Raw genomic sequence first — 20,575 nt, forward strand, 5'->3', positions numbered from 1 at the left:
CGTACACCACACTGCCCAACTCCCCGCCGACCCCGTCGAAGACGACGGTCACGGAGCCGAACGCCTCCCGCACCAGCTTGTCCCAGCCGGGCTGCCGGTAGTCCACGGCCAGGTCCGCCCCGAGCTCCTTCACCCGCTCGACCTTGGCGGGCCCGCCGGCCGCCCCGACGACCCGGGCGCCGGCGGCGCGCGCGTACTGCACGAGCAGCGTCCCGATGCCCCCGGCCGCCGCGGTGGCCAGCACCACGTCGTCCGCGCTCAACGGCGCGAGCTCCAGCAGTCCCAACGTGGTGGCCCCCGTGGTGTTCATGGCCGCCGCCACGCCGAAGTCCACCTGGCCGGGAAGCGGGATCAAGGAGTCGGCGGGCGCCACGGCGAGTGCGGCGTAACCTCCCGAGACCACGTCGTTCGTCACCACGCGGCGACCCACGAGATCGGCGGGCACCCCCTCACCCGCCGACTCCACCACCCCGGCGACCTCCCCGCCCAAGATCGCCGGGAGCTCCGGCGCGGGATGCGGCCCGACCGGCCGCCCCTGCCGCAAGAGGGTCTCGATGAAGTGCAGCCCGGAGGCGTGCACGGCGATGCGCACCTCACCGGCCCCGGGTGCGGGATCGGGCACGGTTTCCAGGCGGAGGTTCGCGGCGGGCCCGTATTCATACAGTCTGATGGCTTCCATGCGACCAACCCTGCTGCCTCAAGCATGGTTGAGGTCAAGCGTGCCGGATGATGGAGTCCATGGACGAGATGCTGCTGCTCCGGCACGGTGAAACCGAATGGAGCAAGGCGGGCAAGCACACCGGACGTACGGACCTGCCTTTGACGGAGCACGGCGAGGACCAGGCCAGGGCGCTGACGCCCCTGGTCAAGGAGCGGTCGTTCGACCTCGTGCTGGTCTCCCCCGCCCAGCGCGCCCGGCGCACGGCCGAGCTGGCCGGGCTGACGGACTACGAGGTAGATCCTGATCTGTGGGAGTGGGACTACGGCGGGTACGAGGGCATCACGACGCCGGTGATCCGGGAGAGCCACCCCGGCTGGTATCTGTGGCGCGACGGCGTGATCCCCGGCGACGCCGAGCACCCCGGCGAGAGCGCCGCCCAGGTGGCCGCCCGCGCCGACCGGGTGATCGCGCGGGCCCGGGCGGCCGAGGGTCGGGTGGCGCTGATCGCGCACGGGCACTTCCTGCGGGTCCTGGCCGCCCGCTGGCTGGGCCTGGGGCCCGCGGAGGGCCGGCTGCTCAAGCTGGACACCGGCACCTACTCGCGGCTCGGGTTCGAGCACGCCGAGCCTGTGCTCCTGACCTGGAACGCGCCCGTCAACTCACCTTAGAGCGCAGCGCCGACTCGTGCAGGGCCCGGCTGACCAGCCAGCCGCGTAACGAGCCGAGGCTCGGGTCGTACGCCAGGGGCTGCTCCCACAGGGCGACGAACACGCTCTGGGTGATCTCCTCGGCGTACTGCTGGCTACCGGTGATCTTGGCGGCGACCCCGTACACGTGCGGACCGTGCTCGTCGTAGGCGTCGGCCAGCGCGTCCAGGTCCCCAGCGGTCAGCCGCGCGCACAACTCCATGTCAGCGCTCATGGGCCTCACCCTGTGAGGTCTCCAGGCGACGGCACTCCCTCGCCATCAGTCACACCCCAGCGTCGCGGCGGCACGGATCAGGTCACGGGCGAGGACGGGGTCGCCCTCGGCGGCGTACGGGAACGAGTCTGGCGGCCATCGGTTGGCCAGCAACCGGCAGAAGCCCACCGGGTCGGCCGAGATGAGCACGGCGACGTGGTCGGAGGTCGGCGAGAGCGGGATCGTCCAGGTGCCGCCGCCGGGCCCGGTCAGCACGACGGTCGCCGACACGTCGCGGCGCGGCCCCTTCAGCGCGCGCGGCAGCAGCGCCAGGCCGAACTCGGCGATCATGTGCACGTGCTCGTCGCGGGGCGGGGACCAGGCGCGGTCGGTGGCGGCCCTGATGTCGTCGGTGTGCGTCCAGGTCTCGAACGTGCGCTGGATCATGGCCTGCCGCAGCGGCGCGCGGGCCGGCCGCGCCCCCGCCAGGGCCACCTCGACGCCGAGCAGCACCTCGCTGCTGGAGGAGACGCGTTCGAGCAGGTTGCCCGCCTGCTCGCGCCAGCGCCGGTGCACGGTCACACCCCTCGCCGCCGCCGCGCCGCTCGCCGGCACGCCCATGAACTGGGCGATGGTGGCGTCATTGGCCGCCAGATGCTCGACCATGCCCCTGACCGTGCCGTGTTTGGCGACCGGGGCGTCCCATTGGTCCCGGCTCAGCTCGCCCAGCAGGTCGTCCATGATCGCTACCTGCTCGGCGTACGGCACCACCACGGTCGCCACCCCCACCAGCGCCGGGCTGCGGCGGCGGCGCGCCCTGGACAACACCGCCTCGCGCAGCGTCGGCGGGGGCGTGAGCGCCGCCTCCGGATGGTCGAGGAGCGCGAGAGCCGCGCTGCAGTCCGGGCAGGAGGCGACGTGATCGTCGGGGCCCTGCCCGTTGTAGAGGTACGGATCCGTCATGGCCACCTCCGCAGCCGACGCTAACCCGGCAGGGCTCCTGGCGCCAGGCGACAGCCGGGGAACGGTGCGAGAAGCGTCTCACGCCACGGGCCGTCAAGGTAGTCGCGGGCGCGTTTTCCCCAGTCCAGTAGCCGGGAATCGGGCGCGACCTCGTCGTCCAGGCCGAGCGCGGCATCGCGGGCGCGCTGAGTGGAGAGGTGGTCGTCGAGCGAGACGGCCCACAAGGTGACCGCCTCGGTGTCGCTGAACAGCACCTCGTACAGGCCGACCAGGGTGTGGCCATGCTCGGCGAGCAGCGGGGCGCGCTCGGCGCCTACGGCGGCGAGGTAGTCGAGCGCGGCCCCGGGACGCACCCGGGCGCTCTCGAAGAGGTAGAGCTCGGCGGCGGGGGCCTCGGCCAGCGGAGGGCAGCCGGGCGCGGCGCCGAGCGGCCGCGAGAACGCGGAAAAGCGCAGATCGTCGATGTCGGACAGGAACAGCTTGGCGTCGACGCCTCGGTAGATCTCCATCATCTGCCGCCAGCCGCCTTCCCAGCCGCCGTGGCAGTCCCAGAGCGTGACGGCCTTGAACTGCGGGTGGCCGGTGATGCCGACGGCGTAGAAGGCTCCGACGAGGTCGATCTCGCGGGATCTGATGGATTTCCCCGCGGTGAGCTCTGGATCGGTGCGGGTCTCGTCCTCGCGTTTGTAGTCGGTCAGCCAGGTCAGGTACTCCAGCGGCCGCCTGGAGTTCATCGGCCTGAAGTCGACCTCCTCGAGCAGGTGGATCGCGCGCCGCACCACGCCTCCTCTACCAAGCGGTTGCTTGGCATGAGGATAGCGATCAGGCCAGCGCTTGGGAAGGTTGGGGTCCCCGGCCGGTGAGCCACTCGAGCACCCTGCGGTGTCCCGAGGTGGCGTCCTCGAAGTGGCCCCAGTGCCAGTACCGGGGTTGGTCGCGGATGCCGGTCACCCACGTCCGATAGGAGACGGAGGCGCCCGTGGTCGCCGGCGCCACGCCATAAGTGCGAATCACGACCTTGCCGCCCGGCGCGAACAGCACGTCGTCGGCGATCGGATACAGGGTCATCTGGTCGAGCATGACCTGAATCCTGTCCTGAGCACGAGGCCGGGCGGTTACGCCTCCGGCGCGCCCCCGTTAAGCAGGCGCGCCGGAGGTTAACACGGCGTTACACGAGGAGGCCGTCGAATTCTCCGTCCTTCACCCCGAGCACCAGAGCCCGGATCTCGTCGCGGGTGTAGATGAGGGCAGGGCCGTCGGGGAAGCGCGAGTTGCGGACCGCGATCCCGCCGTCAGGCAGCTGCGCGAGCTCCACGCAGTTGCCCTGCGAGTTGCTGTAGCGGCTCTTACGCCACGCGACCTGCGTCAGATCGGTCGCAGGCATGCCGTTGTAGGTCTGGTTCATCTAAATCTTTCTGAGAAGACCGCCGATGAGCTCGACGGTGCCTCCTGGCGTGGTGCTCTCCACGCACAACTGCTCCATGGCCGTGAGGTACGGATCGATGTCCTCACGCTTGTCCAGGTACAGGGCACCCCAAAGCTGCTCGACGTAGACAACGTCCGACAAGTCGGACTCGGGAAACCGCAAGATGCTGAACGCACCCCCTTCGGCGGCGTGCTTGCCGAACCTGAAGGGCATCACCTGGATGGTGATGTTGGGCAGGGCAGCGACCTCCAGCAGATGCTGGAGCTGCTCGCGCATCACCTCACGCCCGCCGATGGTCCGCATGAGCGCCGCCTCGTCGATGACGGCCCACAGCCGGGGTCCGTCCTTCTGGCTGAAGCGCTCCTGACGCTGCATGCGCATATGCACACGGCGATCGATTCTGTCCGGACCCGCATCGGGGTGGCCCAGCTGGAAGACCGATCGCGCGTACGAGGCCGTCTGCAGCAGGCCCGGCACGAACTGCACCTCATAGGTGCGGATCACGCTCGCGGCCTCCTCCAGGCCCACGTAAGTCGTGAACCACGAGGGCAGCTCGGCCGAGTACTTGTGCCACCACCCGGGGGTGTTGGCCTCGCGAACCATCTCCAGCAAGGCCCGGCGCTCGGCATCGTCCACGACGCCGTACAGGGTGAGAAGATCTTCCACGTCACGTGTCTTGAATCCGACGCGGCCGAGCTCCATACGACTGATCTTGGACTCGGACGCACGGATGTGGAATCCGGCCTGTGCCCGGTCGAGTCCGCTGGCTTCACGCAGGCGCCTCAGACTCGCCCCCAGCATGATGCGCCGAACGGTCGAACCGGAACCGGGCGGATCAATGGACACGTGCTGCTCCTTGGTCGTTTCCTTGCGACACAGTCTGTCACTTCACGGCCGAAAGATCATGGGCCGCGGACAAGATCCCCTTTCCCCCATATTGACCATTTGATGGCCAACCGTAGCGCGTGCATAGGTTGTCTGCACGTGCATTCGCTCTTGCACCTGCACGCGAGTTTGCCGCAGAATGATCAACGTGCAATCCACCACGGCGCCGCCCAGCCAATGGACCACGTTCGATTGGTGGCCCCCGGTCGGCTGGTGGCCGGAGGCGGCACGCGATCTGCTGGTTCCCGGGCCTTGCGCGAGCGCCACGTTCGTGCTCCCGCCCACGCCGTCCTCGGTCCACTCCGCCCGCAGCTTCACCGCCGGCGCCCTGACGGGATGGGGCCTCGGCGAGCTGGTCGAGAACATGGAGCTGGTGGTCTCGGAGCTGGCGACCAACGCGCTGCGCCACGGCCTGCGCCTGACCGAGCCGCACCGCGACTGCCCCGTCCACATGTCCCTCGTCCGCCACGGACCGCTGGTGACGTGCGCCTTCACCGATCCAGGAGCGTCGGTGCCGGTGCTGCGATACCCTGGCCCCCTGGACACCGGTGGCCTCGGACTCCACATCGTCGGATCACTCAGCCACCGCTGGGGCTGGTCGGCGCTGGCGCCTCACGGGAAGATCGTCTGGGCAGTCCTCTCCTGACCGTGGGTGATCTGCATTACCGTGGATGGTCATGGCTCACGGTGAGTCCCGCGCGCGACCCCATGAGAGTGCTGACGGATGGAAGATCACCTGCTCGGCTGGCTGCGAACACTAGACGAAGACAGGCTTGCCCGCATCCTGGCGAACAGGCCCGACGCCATCGCCGCGCCGTGGCCGCGGCGGCTCGACACGCTCGCCCAGCGCCTCGGCAACGGCTTCGCCGTGATGGAGACGCTGCAGCGGCTGCCGCTGCCCTGCCTGCAGCTGGCCGAGGCGGCGCTGGCCCTGCGCGACCCCACCGCCGAGCGGCTCGCGGCCTTCGTCGACGCGCCGGCCGATGACGTGATCGCCTGGCTCGAGCACCTCTACGACCACGCGCTGGCCTGGCCGGGCGAGAACGGCGTGATCCATCTGGCGGAGGGCGTCGCGCGCTGGTGGGCCGCGCCGCTCGGCCTCGGTGAGCCCCTCGACCACTACCTCAACTCCTGGACGATCAGCAACGACGCGCTGCGCACGCTCGCCCGCAACCTCGGCCTGCCCGCGCAGACCCACAAACGCCGCACGATCGCCCGCGTCGCCGAGGCGCTCGCCGACGCCGAGCGCATCAGGGCGCTGACCCAGGGCGCTCCCCCCGGCACCGCCGCGCTGCTCGACCGGTTCGCTGAGGAAGGGCCGGCGCTGCCCGTGGACGGAGGCCGGTTCGTCACCCCCGGCACACCGGAGAAGTGGTGCGCCGACCACGGGCTGCTCTTCCGGCCCAGCTGGCACATGGCGGAGATTCCCCGGGAGGTGGCGATCTGCCTGCGCGGCCCGGGCTACCACCCGCCTTTCATACCCGCGGCGCCCGAGGTCGCCACGATCCCGGTCGACCCCGAAGAGGTCGACCATCTGATGACGCTGGCCGCGCCGCACGTGGTCGAGCGGTGCGCGGCGCTCCTCGACAACACCTCCAAGACGCCCCTGCCGCTGCTGAAGACCGGCGGCGTGGGCGTGCGCGAGGTACGCAGGGTGGCCAAGGAGACCGGCTGCGACGAGGACGAGACCCGCCTGCTGCTGGAGATCTGCGCGGTGGCCAGGCTGCTGGCCTGGGACGAGCCCTCCGGGGGGCTCGTGCCCACGGAGCGGTTCGACCGGTGGCGACTGGACGAGGGCTCGGCCCGGCTGCGGGTGCTGCTGTCGGCGTGGTGGCGCATGGAGCGCTCATCGCTCCGCAAGATCGACGGCAAGTACGGCACCGTACTCGGCGACGACCCCGCGGGCAGCGCCGTGGCCCGGGTGCGCAGGTCGGTGTTGTCGGTGCTGGCCTACCTGCCCGCCGGGGCGGCGTTCGCCGATCGCGACAGCCTCATCGCGAGCGTCCAATGGCACGCGCCGCTGATCGACCGGCAGCTGCTGCTGGACTGCGCGCCCCCCGTGCTGGACGAGGCCAGGCTGCTCGGCCTGGTGGCCAACGACGCGCTGACCGATCTGGGCCGCGCGCTGTCGGGTCTCACCGCCCGGCCGGGGGACGAGAACGACGAGGACGTGCCCGTGGTCGAGCACGATCCCATACTCGTCGAGGTGTCCACGCGGGCGCTGGCGAGCGTACGCAGGAGCGCGTTGTTCGGCCCCGACCTGACGGCGGTGGTGACCGGCCCCCCGTCGGCGGAGCTGGCGGCGCTGCTCGACCGGGTCGCCGAGCGCGAGTCGCGGGGCGCCGCCTCGGTGTGGCGCTTCACCGCCGAGAGCGTGCGCCGGGCGCTCGACCGCGGCTACGACGCCGACGGGCTGCTCGACGAGCTGGCCGGGGTGGGCGCGATCCCGCAGCCGCTCGAATACCTCGTCCGCGACACCGCGCGCCGGCACGGCGAGGTGACGGTCACCACGGTTGGCTGTGTCATCCAGGCCGGCGACCCGGCCCTGCTCGCCGAGATCGCCGCACACCGGCGGCTGGGCCGCCTCGGCCTGCGGCTGCTCGCCCCCACGGTGCTGGTGAGCTCGGCCGGGGCCGAGCGCACGCTGTCCGCGCTGCGGGAGACGGGCTACTCGCCGGTGCCCGTCTCCGACACCGGCGAGATCACCATTCACCGGGTCAGGGCCGCCGAGCTCGCCGACAGCGAGGAATCGAACAACGGCAAGCTGATCCTGCTGCCCGGGGGCCAGGTGGCCGAGTTCTCCGGCGAGCTGGAGGCGCCGGCTCACCTGCTGGCCGAGCCGCCGCCCGACCCGGGCGAGCACGCCCGCCGGCTGATCGCCGCCAGCCGGGCGGAGGCCGACAGGAGCGGCCGCACCTGGGCGATCATCGGCAGGATGGCGACCAGGCTGCCGACGGCGCAGCAGTCGCTGCTGGGCTTCGTGGTGGACCGGGGCGTGCGGGCCGGCATCACGCTCACCGACGGGCTGACCGCCACGATCAGCCACGGCGAGCTCAAGGGCGGCGCGCTCGACGCCTGGTGCGAGGAGGCAGGCGATTACCTCGAGTTCCCCCTCGCCGAGATCGTCGAGGTCAGAGGAGCTTTTTAGCCTTCTTCACGTTCGCCACTAGGTTCTCGAGGAAGTCCGCGTAGCCCTGGTAGCTGTAGGGCGCCTCGGCGTTCCACGGGTAGAGCTGGCCGGCCTTGACGGCGGGGAGCTTGGCGAAGGTGGGCTTCTTCATCATCTCCTCGGGCTTGAGTGCCTGGGTGCGGGTGTCGTAGAGGATCACGTCGGCGTCGTACTCGTCGGCGTTCTCCCAGCTCAGCGTCTGGAAGAAGCCGCCTTCGTCCACCTTGGACGGAGTGACGACGTTCAGCCCGGCCTGGGTGAGGTGGACGATGTCCGGGTACTCGGGCGGGTTGACCACCCAGAAGGCGTCCGCGCCGCCCGACGCCATGAGGATCTTGAGGTCCTTGAACTGGGCGAGCTCCTTGGTGGCGGCCTCCATGCGGGCCTTGGCCTCGGGCACGCCCCGCATGTCGGCGCCGAGGGACTCGGCGAGCTCCTCGTACTTGCCGATCACCTCGGTGGCGCTCTTGCCGGTGAGCATGATGCCGGCGGTCGGGGCGATCTGCTCGATGGTGTCCTTGGACTTCTCGGGCACGTACCAGAGGGTGCCCTTGATGTACATGCTGCTGACCAGGAGGTCGGGCTGGAGCGCGATGTACTGCTCGACGTTGAACTCGTCCCACACGTTGCCCAGGCCCTGGACCTTGGTGATGTCGACGTTGCCGACCTGCGGGTCCTTGCTGCCGTCCTTGAGCTTGTGGGGGCCGAACACCGCGATGGGGCGCACGCCGAAGTCCCATAGGGCGGCGGCCGCGCCGACCTGGGCCACGATCCTGGAGGGCACCTGGGGCTGCTCGATCTTCTTGTCGCGGTCGTCGGTGAACGACCAGCTCTGGGCCGCGGGCGCGCTGGAACCGGCAGTCGCAGGCGTCTGCGTGCCACCGTCGTCGCCGCATGCCGCCAAGGTCATGGCCGCCGCGAGTCCTGCCGTGGCCGACAGGAAGCCCCTGCGCGCCAATACCGGTCCCGACATCGTCGTCTCCTAAGGTTAGGCTTGCCTTGCTACGAGGACATTAGATTAGCCTTGCCTAAATTTGACGTCGACGAGAGGGGGGCGGGTGCGCCCGGCGGTGACCATGGTCGAGACGGCCGAGGGCCCGGAAGAGCCCGCGAAAGGGCCGGTGTGGGCGCGTCCCGCGGTGCTGGCCACCGGGCTGGTGGTGGCGCTGGCGGCGCTGGTCTTGATGGCGATGGCGAGCGTGGCGTTGGGGGCGCGGTCCGTGCCGTTCGCCACGGTGATCGACGCCTTCCTCGCGCCGGACGGTTCCAACGACCACACGGTCATCCGCGAGCTGCGCGTGCCGCGTACGCTGCTCGGGCTGGGTGTGGGCGCCACGCTCGGCCTGGCGGGGGCGCTCATGCAGAGCCTGACCCGCAACCCGCTCGCCGACCCGGGGCTGCTGGGCATCAACGAGGGGGCCGCGCTGGGCGTCACGCTGGCGCTCGGCGTGTTCGGGCTCTCCGACCCCGCCGTCTACGTGTGGTTCGCGTTCGGTGGGGCCGCGCTGGCGTCCGTGATGGTCTACTCGCTCGCCTCGGCGGGCCGCTCGGGCTCCAGCCCGGTGCGCCTCACGCTCGCGGGCGTCGCTCTCGGCATGGTCGCCACGGCCATCGCCTCGGCCATCCTGCGCATGGACTCGCAGACCTTCGACCGGATGCGGTTCTGGCTGACCGGGTCGCTGGCCGGGCAGACGGCCGACACGCTGGTGCGGCTGGCGCCGTTCATGGTCGCGGGGCTCGTGCTGGGGCTGCTGCTGGCCAGGCCGCTCAACACGCTGGCGCTCGGCGACGACGCGGGCAAGGCGCTGGGCGTGGCCGTGGGCCGTACCAGGGCGCTCACCGGAGTTGCGGTCACGTTGCTCTGCGGGGCGGCCACCGCGGCGGCCGGGCCGCTGTGGTTCGTGGGGCTGATCGTCCCGCACGCCGTGCGCGCGCTGGTGGGGCCGGACCAGCGGTGGGTGCTGCCGTACTCGGCGGTGGCCGCTCCGGTGCTGCTGCTGGGGGCCGACGTGGTGGGCCGGCTCATCGCCCGGCCGGGAGAGGTGCAGGTGGGGATCGTGTGGGCGGTGATCGGCGCGCCGATCTTCATCGTGCTGGCCAGGCGGAAGCGGGTGGCGGCGCTGTGAACGTCCGTCTCGGCCCCTATTCCGTACGGCTGGCGCCCCGCGCCCTGCTCGCCGGCGTCGCCCTCCTCCTGGCCGGTTGCCTGGTGGCCGTGGCGGCGATCTCGACGGGCGAGTTCACCGTGCCCGTGCCCGACATCATCACCGCGCTCTTCGGCCAGGGCACCCCGGTCGCCGAACTGATCGTGAGCAAGCTCAGAGCGCCGCGTGTCGTGACGGGGCTGCTGGTCGGCGCGGCGTTCGGGATGAGCGGCGCGATCTTCCAGAGCCTCACCAGGAATCCGCTGGGCAGCCCCGACTTCATCGGCTTCACCGCGGGCGCCTCGACGGGCGGCATCATCGCCGTGGTCGCGGGCGGCTCGGCCATGACGATCGCCGGCGGCGCGCTGGCCGGGTGCGTGATCACGGCGGCGCTCGTGTACGCGCTGGCCTTCCGCGGCGGCGTGCAGGGCTACCGGCTCGTCCTGGTCGGCATCGGGGCGAACGCGCTGTTGCTCGCCGTCAACTCGTACCTGCTGACCAGGGCGAACATCAACGACGCGGCCACCGCGGGCGCGTGGCTCACCGGCAGCCTCAGCGGGCGCGGCTGGGATCACGCGATCCCGGTCGCGATCGCGCTGGCCGTTCTCGTGCCCGTGTGCCTGTACGTGGCGCGGCCGATGCGGATGATCGAGATGGGTGACGACGCGGCCAAGGCCATGGGCATCAGAGTCGAGCCGGTCCGCGCGGTGGCCATCGCGGCCGGCGTGCTGCTGTCCGGCGTGGCCACCGCCGCCGCCGGGCCCGTCATCTTCGTCGCGCTCGCCGCGCCCCAGCTCGCCCGCCGGCTGACCCGCTCCCCCGGGGTCACGATCGGCGCCTCCGCCCTGATGGGCGCCGTGTTGCTGACCGGCGCCGACCTGGCGGCACAACGGCTGCTCGCGCCTACCCAGCTGCCCGTCGGCGTCCTGACCGCCGCCATCGGCGGCACGTACCTTGCTCTGCTCCTGCGAAAGGACCGCCACTGATGCCCGATGCACGTCTGTCCGGCACCGGCCTGACCCTCGCCTACGACCAGCGCGTCGTGGCCACGGACCTCAGCGTGGCGATCCCCGACGAGTCCTTCACGGTGATCATCGGCCCGAACGCGTGCGGCAAGTCCACGCTGCTGCGGGCCCTGGCCAGGATGCTCAAGCCCAAGACCGGCGTGGTGCACCTGGACGGGAGCGTCATCACGTCGTTGCCGTCGAAGGAGGTGGCGCGGCGGCTCGGCCTGCTGCCGCAGAGCTCGATCGTGCCGGACGGGATCACCGTGGCCGACCTGGTGGCCCGGGGCCGCTACCCGCACCAGCGGCTCATGCGGCAGTGGTCGCGGGCCGACGAGGCGGCCGTGGCCGAGGCCATGCGGGCCACTGATGTGGCGGAGCTGGCCGATCGCATCGTGGACGAGCTGTCCGGCGGGCAGCGGCAGCGGGTGTGGCTGGCCATGGCGCTGGCACAGGAGACGCCGATCCTGCTGCTGGACGAGCCGACCACGTTCCTGGACATCTCCCACCAGATCGAGGTGCTCGATCTCTGCGCCGATCTGCACGAGGCGGGGCGGACCATGGTGGCGGTGCTGCACGACCTGAACCAGGCGTGCAGATACGCCACCCACCTGATCGTCATGCGGGCCGGGACGATCGTGGCCGAAGGGGACCCGGCCGAGATCGTCACCCCAGAGCTGGTGCGCGAGGTCTTCGACCTGCGCTGCGAGATCATCCCGGACCCGCAGTCCGGCACCCCGCTCATCGTCCCGGAGGCCCGCCGCCGGGTGAGCACCGCTTCCGCCTGACGGCCCGTCAGCCTGGATTCGCCACGGCCAGGGCCAGGTCGGTGATGCCGCTCACCGCCCGGTCCTGGCCGTATTCGTCTTTCAGCACACCGGCCGCCTCGGCGCCCACGGCGGCCAGCAACGCATGTGACAGGACCCCGGCGTCGCCGTCCGGCCGGGCCTCGGCGAGGAGGATCGCCACGTGCCGGTGCCAGAACCGGTAGGCGCCGATGCGGTAACGCGCGCCCGGGCTGGCGGTCTCCGACATGCGGACCAGATCCAGGTGATCGAAGAGATAGCGCAGGTACGCGGCGACGAAGGCGGCCAGCCGCTCGCGCGCGGGCGCTCCGGGCCCGAGGGGCGGCGGGCCGGACAGGATGCGCTGCTGCAGGTCGCGTTCGCGGTCGTCCAGCAGCGCCACGGCCAGCCCTGACTTGTCGCCGAACCGGCGGAACAGCGTGCCCTTGCCCACCCCGGCCGCCGTCGCGATCGTGTCCATGGACACCGCCTCGACGCCCTTCTCCGCGAAGAGCTCCGCCGCCGCGGCGAGCACCTTCTCCCTGTTACGTGCCGCGTCCGCGCGCTCTCTGGGCGGCCGGGCACGCAACAGCTCCAGAGGCGCGCTTGACGAAGCGGACTGCGGTCCGGTAATTTCCTCATCATCCACAAACCGGACTGTAGTCCATTTATTGCGGAGGACACCATGAACGTCATCACCCGTGATGAGCTGAAGGCCGCCCTGGGCACCGTGACGGTGGTCGACACGCTGGGCGGCGACTACTACGCCCAGCAGCATCTGCCCGGCGCGATCTCCCTGGTCGAGAGCGAGGTCGCCGACCGTGCCGCCGCGCTGCTCCCCGACAGGGAGGCCCCCATCGTCACGTACTGCACCAACCCGTCCTGCCCCAACAGCAAGGCCGTGGCCACCCGGCTGGAGGCGCTCGGCTACACCGACGTCCGCAGGTACGCCGAGGGCATCGAGGACTGGGTCGAGGCCGGCCTGCCGGTCGAATCGGCGTAGCCCGCAACGCCGTCGTCATCGGCGCGAGCATGTTACCGGTCGCGCCCCCTGCCCCGGCTGTTCGCCCGCGTCACGGTGCTCGACCGCGACACGTCATGAGCCCGCCCGCGCTGCTCAAAGTGCTCCGCAGCGGCGCACCGCGAGCAGTGCCAGTGCCCGCGTGACCGTGCGCAGCTCGCTCAGCCTGACCTGCTCCCTGGGGGCGTGCGCGTACCGGACGTCCCCTGGGCCGTAGTGCAGCGTCGGGATGCCGCCTGCCGTGTAGAGCCGCAGGTCGCTCCCGTACGGGGCGGCCGACTCGGCGGGCTGCGTGCCGGTCGTGTCGGCGACCGCCCGGCGCACCTCGCCGAGCAGCTCGTGACCCGCGGGCAGCCGCCCGCTGGCGAACTGGCCGCCCGGCCACGTCACCACCGGCGGGTTGGCCCGCAGCCAGGGATGCGCGACCTCCGCCACCGCCTGCTCGAACGCCGCCCGCGCCGCCGCCGGGTCCTCGTCCAGCCGCACGCCGAGCCGTCCTTCGGCGATCAGCAGGTCGGGCACCGTGCTGGCCCAGTCCCCCGCCCGCACGGTGCCGATCTCGATCGGGTACGGCATCGCGTTGCCCTGGAACAGGCCGGGAACATCCCGGTTACGCTCGGCCTCCAGGCGCCTGAGCGCCTCGAACACCGGCCAGAACACCTCGATCGCGTTGACCCCCTCGTACCGGGTGGCGCCGTGCGCGGCCCGACCGGCGATCTCCAGCCGGAACGTCAGCGCGCCCGCGTTGGCCGTGATGACCGCGCCGCTGGTGGGCTCGGTGATGACGGCGGCCTCCGCCGTGTGGCCCCTGGCCAGCGTGGCGAACGCGCCCAGCCCGCCGTCCTCCTCGCTGATCACGCAGTGCACGGCCAGCGGCCTGGCCAGCCGCACCCCGGACCGCTTGATCGCCCTGGCCACGGCCAGGTTGGCGACCAGCCCGGCCTTCATGTCGCAGGCGCCCCTGCCGTGCAGCACGTCGCCGGCGATCCTGGCGGCGAACGGGTCGCTGCCCTCCCACTTGGCGAGGTCGCCGGTCGGGACGACGTCCACGTGGCCCTGGAGCGCCAGCGCGGGCGGGCCCTCGCCGGGCGTCACGGCCGCGACGCCGTACCCCTCGGTCCTGGGCGCCTCCGTGCCGGGGAAGCCGGGGCGGCCGGTCAGGCCGGCGAGGTCGAGCTTCCAGACGTCCACGTCCATGCCCGCCTCGGTGAGCAGTCGGGCGAAGCGGTGCTGCAGCTCGGACTCGGCGTCGGTGCCGGTGACGCTGGGCACCCTGACGGTGTCGGCCAGCAAGGTGACGGTCTCGGCGTCGTCGAGGGCGTTCAGTACCCGGGCTTCCGCGTCATGCATGGAGCACACCTTATGGCGTGAACCCATGGTGGGACTTGTGGCGATACAGGACGTGCGGACATGGCTGAGCTGGATTGCGGTTGTTCCCTGCGCCTTGTGGGCGGCGGTGCGGTTGAGCGGGTTCGAGCCGGACTGGCCGTGGGTGCCGGTGGTGGCGTTCACGCCGTACGCGACGGTGGCGACCGTGGTGGCCGGGCTGCTGGCGTGCGCGCTGCGGCAGCGGGCGCCGGGCACGGTAGCGCTCGTGGCGGTGCTGGCGCTGGTGCCGGCCGTGCTGCCGCGGGCGCTCACCGACGGCAATCCGGACGCGAAGGGGCCGGGGCTGCGGGTGCTGGCGGCCAACCTGCTGGTGGGCCAGGCCGACACCGAGGAGCTGATGCGGCTGGTCGACCGGCTGCGGCCCGATGTGCTGGCGTTGCAGGAGTTCACGCCGGCCGCCATGGAGCGGCTGGACGAGGCGGGCGTGCGCAAGGTCCTCCCGCACGCGGTCACCCATCCCCGGCTGGGCGTCGGCGGGTCGGCCGTGTACGCCCGGTACCCGCTCGAAGCCGGAAAGCTGATCATGAAGGGCGCGTTCGGGCAGGCCACGGCCTGGCTGAAGCATCCCGGCGGGGCGCGGATCGAGGTCGTGTCGGTGCACCCGTGCGCGCCCAAGCGGTACGGGCGCCAGCCGTGCTGGCAGGCGGGGCTCGAGGCGCTGCCGCGCGGAGGCGACGCGCTGCGGGTGCTGGCGGGCGACTTCAACGCCACGCTCGATCACCTGCCGATGCGGGACCTGCTGGCGGCGGGCTACCGGGACGCGGCCGACGTCATGGGGAAGGGGTTCGTGGCGACCTGGCCGCAGAACGGGTCCTTGGTCCAGTCTCCGGGAGTGACGATCGACCACGTGCTGGCGGACTCCCGCATGGCGGTGCGCGCGTTCGAGGTGCTGTCGTTGCGGCGGACCGACCACCGCCCGGTGTTCGCCGAGCTCAGGCTCCCGTGATGTCGATGTCGGCGACGCGGACGGCGAACCCCTTGCCGACGGGGGCGGCGGCCATGGCGCCGGCGAGCGCGGCCTGGCCGGGCGGGAAGTAGGCCAGGCGGAGCATGGTCTCGGGCGGATCGTCGTCCAGCCCGTAGCGGACGGTCACCGCATCGCCCGCGCGCTCCAGGGCGAACGTCACCCGCCGCGGCGAGCGGTCCAGCGGCAGCACCGACCAGTCGGAGAACTGCCTGGTCACGACCGTGCTGAGGTGGAAGCCGCCGTCGACGTGCTCGATCCCCGCCTTGATCCAGTTGTCCTCGTCGATCCTGAGCACCGCGCCGGCCTGGTCGTACTGCTCGGCGTACTCGCCGCTGAACGTCACCTCGAGCCGCAGGTCGCCGGGGAGGGTGCGGCCGAACATGTGGGCGGTGTCGTACGTGTAGCCGTAGTGCGTCGCGTTCCAGAGATCGGTGCCGGGCTCGCAGAACAGGGTCAGGCCGTCGTCGACGGTCCATTGCCGGGGCGCGTTCACCCACTGCCAGCCGGTCTCACCGAAGGCCATGATCATGTTTGCATCCTGCCACGAGAGCTTCCGGCCGGGAAGGCGGTCACGGCGTCCCGCGGTTCAGGGGGTGCGGTGACTCATACACTTGAGCCGTGGAACAGCCCAAGTTCGAGATTCAGATGCTGCACGACCGGGTCATGATCAAGCTGGAGCAGGAGGCGGAGGAGCGGCGCAGCGGCTCCGGCATCGTCATCCCCGCGACGGTCAAGCTGGCCAACCGGCTCGCCTGGGGCGAGGTGTGCGGCGTGGGCACGAACGTGCGCTCGGTCAAGGTGGGCGACAAGGTGCTGTTCAACCCGGAGGAGCAGTTCGAGGTCGAGGTGCACGCGCAGGTCTACCTGGTGATGCGCGAGCGCGACCTGCACGCGGTGGCCACGCAGGAGACCGACCACGGCACCGGGCTCTACCTATGACCTGCGGGTGAAGGAGAGCCACAACTCGGCGGCCCACGTCTTGGCGGGGACGTCCGCGAGCACGCGTGTCACCTGCCCGCGGAGGTCCACGACCGACAGGCGGTAGGCGCCCCCGTGCGGCATGACGGCGATGACGTGGCTCTCGTCCCACCAGCCGAACACGGCCTCGGGCCGTACGTTCACCCGCTGGGTGATCCTGCCGGCGATGGGATCGACCAGGCAGAGCTGCTCCTTGAAGCGCGACGGGCACCATGTGGTGAGGCGTTTGCCCGACGGCGAGAACGAGTCCTCAGGGCCGGTCGGCAGTCCGACGCCCGACAGCGTGCGCATGACGGCGCCGTCGGACGGCCGGTAGAGGCGCAGGCCGGTGCCGTGCCGGGAGACGAGGTTGCCGTCGGGGCTCCACCAGAAGCCCGCACTCGCGCTGAGGGCGTTGATCCGCACGGTGCGGGCGGTCTTCGCGGTCACGTCCACGACGGTGAAGCCGATCACCCGCCACTTGCCGCTCACCTTCTGCTCGACGGTGAGCGCGACCTTCTTGCCGTCGCGGGACCAGGAGGCGTAGGAGGCGGTCAGCGGCTTCTTGACCGTGCGGATCCGGGTGGAGGCGCCGGTGGTGCGGTCGGTGACGACGAGGGCGTCGTAGCCGGAGCGGTACGCCGCCGGCACGCCTGCCGCCAGCCGGCCGCCCGGCGCGACGGACACCTCGGTGAGGCTCTTCTCCCAGGCGAACGCGGATCCTGTGGCGGACCTGAGGTAGGTGCGCTTGGTGCCGAGGCCGTAAGCGGTGAGCTGGACGGGGTCGCCGGTGTTCTCGCGATATTTCATGCTGCCCGTCCCTGGGAGCTCCACCGGAGCGGCGGATAGGGCCAAGGACAGGGCGAGGGCGATTTCGCGGAGTTCGGCGATCACGCCCGCAGAATAGGCGGCCGCCGGCCCGGTTCCGGGCGGCCATAACGACCGGGTCTAGATGTAACGCTGCGCGATCTCGATGATGTCGAAGCCCAGCGTGAGCAGACCGAGGTAGACGATCACGCCGGCTGCGGCCAGGGTGACGATCAGCACGATGATGCGGACGGTCCAGCCCTGTCTCTTGTACCACTCCGTCCAGGCGTGCAGCACGCGCTTGCCGAACTCCAGCACCCGGTGCGCCCAGTGGAACTCCGTGGCCAGCACCGCCAGGCCGGCGAAGACCACCAGCCATCCGGGCCCGGGGAACGGCACCATGACGAGACCGCCCCCCACCATGACGGCCCCGATCACGCCGATCACGATCTTCAGCGTGAGCGCGCCCGTACGGGTGGATCTGATGCCGTCGAGCCAGCCTTGGATGCCATGGCGGCGTCCGGGCATGCTGGACTCTTCGGCGGCCTCCCCCTTGATGACGTCGGCGTCGCCGGCTTCGGAGTTCTGAATCGGCACAATTCCCCCCGGCAGTCGGTGTGCCCCCAGGATACGACCCCGCACATGTCGTCAACTTGCGGATGACTAGCAAAACACCAAACCATCCGAATCGTAAAATTTCTGGCCCAGGACCCACCTGAGCTGCCGTCTTTCAGCAAACATCGGTTAATGTCTGCTATGCACGAGGTTTTGCTTCGCACCGTCACCGGTCCCGTACGCGCGGCCGCCGTCACCGGCGCCGTTCTCCCCCACGAGCATCTGCGTACCGACATGCGCTGGGCGGTCGGCGTCGACTCCGACCCGTACCGCTGGCTCGACGAGGAGGCGTCCGTCGCCGCCGAGGTCCGCGAGCTCCGCAAGTCCGGCGACCTGGGCCTGGTGGTGGATCTGAGCAGCTTGGGCATGGGCCGCGACGCGGCCACGCTGGCCAGGGTCGCGGCGAGCGGCCGGGTGCCGGTGATCGCCTCGACGGGGCTGTTCGCCGAGCCGTTCACCGAGGTGCGCGACGAGGACGTGGACGAGCTCACCAGGCAGCTGATGTACGAGATCTCCAGCGGCCTGGACGGCACGGGGGTGTTCCCCGGCGTGATCGGCGAGGTCGGCACCTGGGGCCCCGAGCCCACGCCGCGCGAGGAACGCTGCCTGATCGCCGCCGCCCGCGCCGCGCTCCAGTCCCGCCTGCCCGTCGCCACCCACGGCAAGAACGCCCTGGCCTTGCTGGAGATCCTGCTCGGCGAGAATCTGCCCGGCTCCCGGGTGGCCGTCGGCTACGCGGGCACCGACCTGGGCGCCGCACGCAAGATCGCCGAAGAGGGCGCGTACGTGAGCCTGAGCGTCCTCGGCCTCGGCGCGGACCAGGCGGCCAGGATCGTCCTCGGCCTCATCGAGGACGGCCACGCCGATCGCCTGCTGATCAGCACCGGCCTGAGCCGGGTCGCGCAGCTGCGCAAGTACGGCGGGCCGGGCTACGCCCACCTCTTCCACGAGCTGCTGCCCCGCCTGCGCGAGGCGGGCACGGGCGAGGACACGATCCGCCTGCTCACGCACGACAACCCGCTGCGGTGGCTGACCTCAGGCTCGGCCTGACCTCAACGGCGCTTCGTGGCGGACGCTCTCGCCTCGAACCGGAAAGTGTGAAACTCGCTAGGATCAGGGCTACGACGAGCCTGGGCCGGGTGGGTGATGGAGACGGAGCGCACGCCCCCGGGCGGCCGCCTGCGCGGGCCGCTCGCGGCTCTGTCGCGCCTGGCCCGGATGGGCGACATTCCGGTCGTGGTCATGCTGGCGTGGGCGGGCTGGTTGGCCGTCCCATGGTCGTTCAGCGGCCTCGCCCAGGCACGCGCCGCCGCAGCCGCGGCGGCCGTTGACACCGGGCCGCCGCCTCCGCTCCACGCGACCCAGGCGGCCTGGGAGCACCCGGCTCCGCCCAAGACGGCATGGTCGAGCATCGAGCCGTCCCCACCGCACGCCGCCCAGGTGGCCTGGGCCCTGCCGGCCGCGCCGCCCGATCCTGTGCTGCGCGCCGCCGCCCAGGGGGGAGCGCTCCCGAGGGCCCAGGAGGACGCGGTGGCCCTGGAGCGGGCCAGGATCGCCGGTGAGGTGCACGATGCCGCGGGGCACGGGCTGGCGGCCATCGCCATGCAGGCCGGGCTCGCGCTCGTCACCCTCGACGACGAGCCTGAGCAGGCGCGGGCCTCGCTCCAGGCCATCAGGGAGACCAGCGTCACGGCGCTCGCCCAGTTGCGGGCCGCGCTCGACGGCATCGACCCGCCCCATGGCGACCTGACCAGCCTGATCGACGGGGTGCGGGCCGCGGGTCTGCCGGTGGACGTGGAGCCCGCGCAACCCGCCGTGCCCGCCTGTCTGCAGAGCACCGTCTACCGGGTGGTGCGCGAGTCCCTCACCAACGTGCTGCGGCACGCGGGCCCGACCAGGGCGCTGGTGCGGGTGGCGAACGACCCGTGTGAGTTCGTGCTGGAGGTGGCCGACCGGGGCGCCGGCTGGACGGGCGCGACCGAGGGACGAGGGCTCTCGGGGATGCGGGCCCGGGTCGCCGAGGCAGGTGGCCACTTCACCGCCGGACCGCGCGAAGGCGGCGGCTTCCAGGTGATCGCCCGGTTCCCGCAGGCTTCGGCGTGACGGCGCCCGGCCCGGCGAGCGCTTCCGCGCCCGGCTCACCCGCGCGCCGTCCGGAGCACGCGTCGGGCGCGTCGTCCGACGGCGAGGGCCACCGGCCACCCCTTCGGGTGGTCGTCGCCGACGATCAGGCGGTCGTGCGGATGGGGTTGCGGGCGCTGCTGGAGCGGGAGCCCGGGATGGAGTGTGCCGGCGAGGCGGCCGACGGGGCGGCGGCGCTGGCCTTGATGCGGCAGGTCCGTCCGGACGTGCTCCTGCTCGACATCCGCATGCCCGGCATGGACGGCCTGGCCACCCTGCGGGCGATCGCCGAGGACCCGGAGTTGCGGGGCGCGAGGATCGTGGTGGTGACCACGTTCGCCGTCGACGAGTACGTCTTCGCCGCCCTGCAGGCCGGAGCCAGCGGGTTCGTGCTCAAGGACAGCGCCCCCGAGGAGCTGGTCAACGCGGTCCGCGTGGTCGCCGCCGGGGAGGCGTTGTTGTCGCCGGCGATCACCAGGAAGGTGATCGCACTGTTCGGCCGGCACGGGACGGAGCCGGTCGAGGGCATCGAGACGCTCACTCCTCGGGAGCGGGAGATGGTGGCATGGGTGGCCACCGGCCGGTCGAACGAGGAGATCGCCAAGGAGCTGGTGATCAGCCCTGACACCGTGCGTACCCACGTCAGCCGCGCCATGGTGAAGCTGCACGCCAGGGACCGGGCGCAGCTCGTGGTGTTCGCCATGCGCGCCGGCCTGACCGGCCCACCGTGAGCCATGCGCGCCGGCCTGACCGGCCCACCG

25 protein-coding genes are annotated in these 20,575 nt (G+C 71.6%); 12 read left to right on the forward strand and 13 right to left on the reverse strand.

From position 1 onward, the window contains the following. A partial coding sequence (locus ETD86_RS33545) for a zinc-binding dehydrogenase (protein ID WP_138670665.1) occupies positions 1 to 679 on the reverse strand: 679 nt, incomplete at its 3' end. Between the two features lie 59 nt (positions 680 to 738). On the opposite strand from ETD86_RS33545, the gene ETD86_RS33550 reads away from it, so the two are divergent. Then, positions 739 to 1,329, forward strand: a complete 591-nt coding sequence (locus ETD86_RS33550) for a histidine phosphatase family protein (protein ID WP_138670666.1) — start codon at positions 739 to 741, stop codon at positions 1,327 to 1,329. Here ETD86_RS33550 and ETD86_RS33555 read toward each other — a convergent pair. From ETD86_RS33555 to ETD86_RS33580, 6 genes are all read right to left on the reverse strand, one after another. Beyond that, a complete protein-coding gene (locus ETD86_RS33555) occupies positions 1,316 to 1,582 on the reverse strand; it encodes a sigma factor (protein WP_138670667.1) in 267 nt (88 codons plus the stop codon). The two genes, ETD86_RS33550 and ETD86_RS33555, sit on opposite strands and share 14 nt — an antisense overlap. A gap of 45 nt (positions 1,583 to 1,627) precedes the next feature. Then, a complete protein-coding gene (locus ETD86_RS33560) occupies positions 1,628 to 2,524 on the reverse strand; it encodes a maleylpyruvate isomerase family mycothiol-dependent enzyme (protein WP_138670668.1) in 897 nt (298 codons plus the stop codon). 20 nt (positions 2,525 to 2,544) lie between these two features. Next, positions 2,545 to 3,303, reverse strand: coding sequence for a hypothetical protein (locus ETD86_RS33565; RefSeq protein ID WP_170223406.1), 759 nt, complete (start codon positions 3,301 to 3,303; stop codon positions 2,545 to 2,547). 43 nt (positions 3,304 to 3,346) lie between these two features. Then, positions 3,347 to 3,604: a 3'-5' exonuclease family protein gene (locus ETD86_RS33570; RefSeq protein ID WP_138670670.1), complete on the reverse strand. Its 258-nt coding sequence runs from the start codon at positions 3,602 to 3,604 to the stop codon at positions 3,347 to 3,349. Positions 3,605 to 3,692: 88 nt separating this feature from the next. Further along, on the reverse strand, positions 3,693 to 3,929 hold the full coding sequence (locus ETD86_RS33575; protein WP_138670671.1) for a DUF397 domain-containing protein: 237 nt from the start codon (positions 3,927 to 3,929) through the stop codon (positions 3,693 to 3,695). Further along, positions 3,930 to 4,751, reverse strand: coding sequence for a helix-turn-helix domain-containing protein (locus ETD86_RS33580; RefSeq protein WP_211370481.1), 822 nt, complete (start codon positions 4,749 to 4,751; stop codon positions 3,930 to 3,932). 223 nt (positions 4,752 to 4,974) lie between these two features. Between ETD86_RS33580 and ETD86_RS33585 the strand changes: the two genes are divergently transcribed. Further along, positions 4,975 to 5,481, forward strand: coding sequence for an ATP-binding protein (locus ETD86_RS33585; RefSeq protein ID WP_138670673.1), 507 nt, complete (start codon positions 4,975 to 4,977; stop codon positions 5,479 to 5,481). A gap of 78 nt (positions 5,482 to 5,559) precedes the next feature. Then, positions 5,560 to 7,983, forward strand: coding sequence for a helicase-associated domain-containing protein (locus ETD86_RS33590; RefSeq protein ID WP_138670674.1), 2,424 nt, complete (start codon positions 5,560 to 5,562; stop codon positions 7,981 to 7,983). On the opposite strand, the gene ETD86_RS33595 is transcribed toward ETD86_RS33590, so the two are convergent. Next, positions 7,967 to 8,977, reverse strand: a complete 1,011-nt coding sequence (locus tag ETD86_RS33595; protein WP_138670675.1) for an ABC transporter substrate-binding protein — start codon at positions 8,975 to 8,977, stop codon at positions 7,967 to 7,969. The genes ETD86_RS33590 and ETD86_RS33595 overlap by 17 nt on opposite strands. A gap of 103 nt (positions 8,978 to 9,080) precedes the next feature. Here ETD86_RS33595 and ETD86_RS33600 point away from each other — a divergent pair, with 103 nt between their 5' ends. Genes ETD86_RS33600 through ETD86_RS33610 form a run of 3 tightly spaced genes read left to right on the forward strand, consistent with a single transcriptional unit; the run spans position 9,081 to position 11,940 of the window. Further along, on the forward strand, positions 9,081 to 10,130 hold the full coding sequence (locus tag ETD86_RS33600) for a FecCD family ABC transporter permease (RefSeq protein ID WP_138670693.1): 1,050 nt from the start codon (positions 9,081 to 9,083) through the stop codon (positions 10,128 to 10,130). Next, positions 10,127 to 11,134, forward strand: a complete 1,008-nt coding sequence (locus tag ETD86_RS33605) for a FecCD family ABC transporter permease (RefSeq protein ID WP_138670676.1) — start codon at positions 10,127 to 10,129, stop codon at positions 11,132 to 11,134. The genes ETD86_RS33600 and ETD86_RS33605 overlap by 4 nt, the downstream gene beginning before the upstream one ends. Next, complete coding sequence (locus ETD86_RS33610) at positions 11,134 to 11,940, forward strand: ABC transporter ATP-binding protein (RefSeq protein WP_138670677.1); 807 nt, start codon at positions 11,134 to 11,136, stop codon at positions 11,938 to 11,940. Before ETD86_RS33605 ends, ETD86_RS33610 begins: the two co-directional genes overlap by 1 nt. A 7-nt stretch (positions 11,941 to 11,947) precedes the next feature. Here ETD86_RS33610 and ETD86_RS33615 read toward each other — a convergent pair whose 3' ends face one another. Continuing rightward, entirely contained in the window at positions 11,948 to 12,586 is a 639-nt protein-coding gene (locus tag ETD86_RS33615; protein WP_246148596.1) for a TetR/AcrR family transcriptional regulator, read from the reverse strand. Positions 12,587 to 12,622: 36 nt separating this feature from the next. Here ETD86_RS33615 and ETD86_RS33620 point away from each other — a divergent pair, with 36 nt between their 5' ends. Next, positions 12,623 to 12,940, forward strand: a complete 318-nt coding sequence (locus tag ETD86_RS33620) for a rhodanese-like domain-containing protein (RefSeq protein WP_138670678.1) — start codon at positions 12,623 to 12,625, stop codon at positions 12,938 to 12,940. 114 nt (positions 12,941 to 13,054) lie between these two features. Here the strand turns inward: ETD86_RS33620 and ETD86_RS33625 are convergent, their stop codons facing one another. After that, positions 13,055 to 14,308, reverse strand: a complete 1,254-nt coding sequence (locus tag ETD86_RS33625; protein ID WP_138670679.1) for an ArgE/DapE family deacylase — start codon at positions 14,306 to 14,308, stop codon at positions 13,055 to 13,057. A 37-nt stretch (positions 14,309 to 14,345) separates the two neighbouring features. On the opposite strand from ETD86_RS33625, the gene ETD86_RS33630 reads away from it, so the two are divergent. Continuing rightward, entirely contained in the window at positions 14,346 to 15,293 is a 948-nt protein-coding gene (locus ETD86_RS33630; protein ID WP_211370479.1) for an endonuclease/exonuclease/phosphatase family protein, read from the forward strand. Here the strand turns inward: ETD86_RS33630 and ETD86_RS33635 are convergent. Beyond that, positions 15,280 to 15,843, reverse strand: a complete 564-nt coding sequence (locus tag ETD86_RS33635; protein WP_138670681.1) for a DUF1349 domain-containing protein — start codon at positions 15,841 to 15,843, stop codon at positions 15,280 to 15,282. The genes ETD86_RS33630 and ETD86_RS33635 overlap by 14 nt on opposite strands. 89 nt (positions 15,844 to 15,932) lie before the next feature. On the opposite strand from ETD86_RS33635, the gene ETD86_RS33640 reads away from it, so the two are divergent. Further along, positions 15,933 to 16,253, forward strand: coding sequence for a GroES family chaperonin (locus ETD86_RS33640; RefSeq protein WP_138670682.1), 321 nt, complete (start codon positions 15,933 to 15,935; stop codon positions 16,251 to 16,253). On the opposite strand, the gene ETD86_RS33645 is transcribed toward ETD86_RS33640, so the two are convergent. Together ETD86_RS33645 and ETD86_RS33650 are read right to left on the reverse strand one after the other, a co-directional pair. After that, positions 16,248 to 17,165: a TolB family protein gene (locus ETD86_RS33645; RefSeq protein WP_138670683.1), complete on the reverse strand. Its 918-nt coding sequence runs from the start codon at positions 17,163 to 17,165 to the stop codon at positions 16,248 to 16,250. The two genes, ETD86_RS33640 and ETD86_RS33645, sit on opposite strands and share 6 nt — an antisense overlap. 54 nt (positions 17,166 to 17,219) lie before the next feature. Further along, positions 17,220 to 17,675 carry a TIGR02611 family protein gene (locus tag ETD86_RS33650; protein ID WP_138670684.1) on the reverse strand — a complete coding sequence of 152 codons (456 nt, stop codon included), beginning with the start codon at positions 17,673 to 17,675 and terminating at the stop codon, positions 17,220 to 17,222. 159 nt (positions 17,676 to 17,834) lie between these two features. On the opposite strand from ETD86_RS33650, the gene ETD86_RS33655 reads away from it, so the two are divergent. The 3 genes from ETD86_RS33655 to ETD86_RS33665 all read left to right on the forward strand — a co-directional run bounded on the left by ETD86_RS33655 (position 17,835) and on the right by ETD86_RS33665 (position 20,545). Beyond that, positions 17,835 to 18,743, forward strand: a complete 909-nt coding sequence (locus tag ETD86_RS33655) for a phosphotriesterase family protein (RefSeq protein ID WP_138670685.1) — start codon at positions 17,835 to 17,837, stop codon at positions 18,741 to 18,743. Positions 18,744 to 18,839: 96 nt separating this feature from the next. Next, positions 18,840 to 19,796 carry a sensor histidine kinase gene (locus ETD86_RS59330; protein ID WP_138670686.1) on the forward strand — a complete coding sequence of 319 codons (957 nt, stop codon included), beginning with the start codon at positions 18,840 to 18,842 and terminating at the stop codon, positions 19,794 to 19,796. A 107-nt stretch (positions 19,797 to 19,903) separates the two neighbouring features. Then, the gene (locus ETD86_RS33665; RefSeq protein ID WP_281287003.1) at positions 19,904 to 20,545 is read left to right on the forward strand and encodes a response regulator; all 642 of its coding nucleotides are present in this window, start codon (positions 19,904 to 19,906) and stop codon (positions 20,543 to 20,545) included. Positions 20,546 to 20,575: the final 30 nt, after the last annotated feature.

This window comes from Nonomuraea turkmeniaca, from assembly GCF_005889735.1.
Taxonomy (GTDB): Bacteria; Actinomycetota; Actinomycetes; order Streptosporangiales; family Streptosporangiaceae; genus Nonomuraea; species Nonomuraea turkmeniaca.

Excerpts from the sequence above, each read along its gene's own strand:
- ETD86_RS33550 (WP_138670666.1), top strand. The coding sequence starts at position 739 with ATGGACGAGATGCTGCTGCTCCGGCACGGTGAAACCGAATGGAGCAAG.
- ETD86_RS33555 (WP_138670667.1), bottom strand. The coding sequence starts at position 1,582 with ATGAGCGCTGACATGGAGTTGTGCGCGCGGCTGACCGCTGGGGACCTG.
- ETD86_RS33560 (WP_138670668.1), bottom strand. The coding sequence starts at position 2,524 with ATGACGGATCCGTACCTCTACAACGGGCAGGGCCCCGACGATCACGTC.
- ETD86_RS33570 (WP_138670670.1), bottom strand. The coding sequence starts at position 3,604 with ATGCTCGACCAGATGACCCTGTATCCGATCGCCGACGACGTGCTGTTC.
- ETD86_RS33575 (WP_138670671.1), bottom strand. The coding sequence starts at position 3,929 with ATGAACCAGACCTACAACGGCATGCCTGCGACCGATCTGACGCAGGTC.
- ETD86_RS33580 (WP_211370481.1), bottom strand. The coding sequence starts at position 4,751 with ATGCTGGGGGCGAGTCTGAGGCGCCTGCGTGAAGCCAGCGGACTCGAC.
- ETD86_RS33585 (WP_138670673.1), top strand. The coding sequence starts at position 4,975 with ATGATCAACGTGCAATCCACCACGGCGCCGCCCAGCCAATGGACCACG.
- ETD86_RS33590 (WP_138670674.1), top strand. The coding sequence starts at position 5,560 with ATGGAAGATCACCTGCTCGGCTGGCTGCGAACACTAGACGAAGACAGG.
- ETD86_RS33595 (WP_138670675.1), bottom strand. The coding sequence starts at position 8,977 with ATGTCGGGACCGGTATTGGCGCGCAGGGGCTTCCTGTCGGCCACGGCA.
- ETD86_RS33600 (WP_138670693.1), top strand. The coding sequence starts at position 9,081 with ATGGTCGAGACGGCCGAGGGCCCGGAAGAGCCCGCGAAAGGGCCGGTG.
- ETD86_RS33610 (WP_138670677.1), top strand. The coding sequence starts at position 11,134 with ATGCCCGATGCACGTCTGTCCGGCACCGGCCTGACCCTCGCCTACGAC.
- ETD86_RS33620 (WP_138670678.1), top strand. The coding sequence starts at position 12,623 with ATGAACGTCATCACCCGTGATGAGCTGAAGGCCGCCCTGGGCACCGTG.
- ETD86_RS33625 (WP_138670679.1), bottom strand. The coding sequence starts at position 14,308 with ATGCATGACGCGGAAGCCCGGGTACTGAACGCCCTCGACGACGCCGAG.
- ETD86_RS33635 (WP_138670681.1), bottom strand. The coding sequence starts at position 15,843 with ATGATCATGGCCTTCGGTGAGACCGGCTGGCAGTGGGTGAACGCGCCC.
- ETD86_RS33655 (WP_138670685.1), top strand. The coding sequence starts at position 17,835 with ATGCACGAGGTTTTGCTTCGCACCGTCACCGGTCCCGTACGCGCGGCC.
- ETD86_RS59330 (WP_138670686.1), top strand. The coding sequence starts at position 18,840 with ATGGAGACGGAGCGCACGCCCCCGGGCGGCCGCCTGCGCGGGCCGCTC.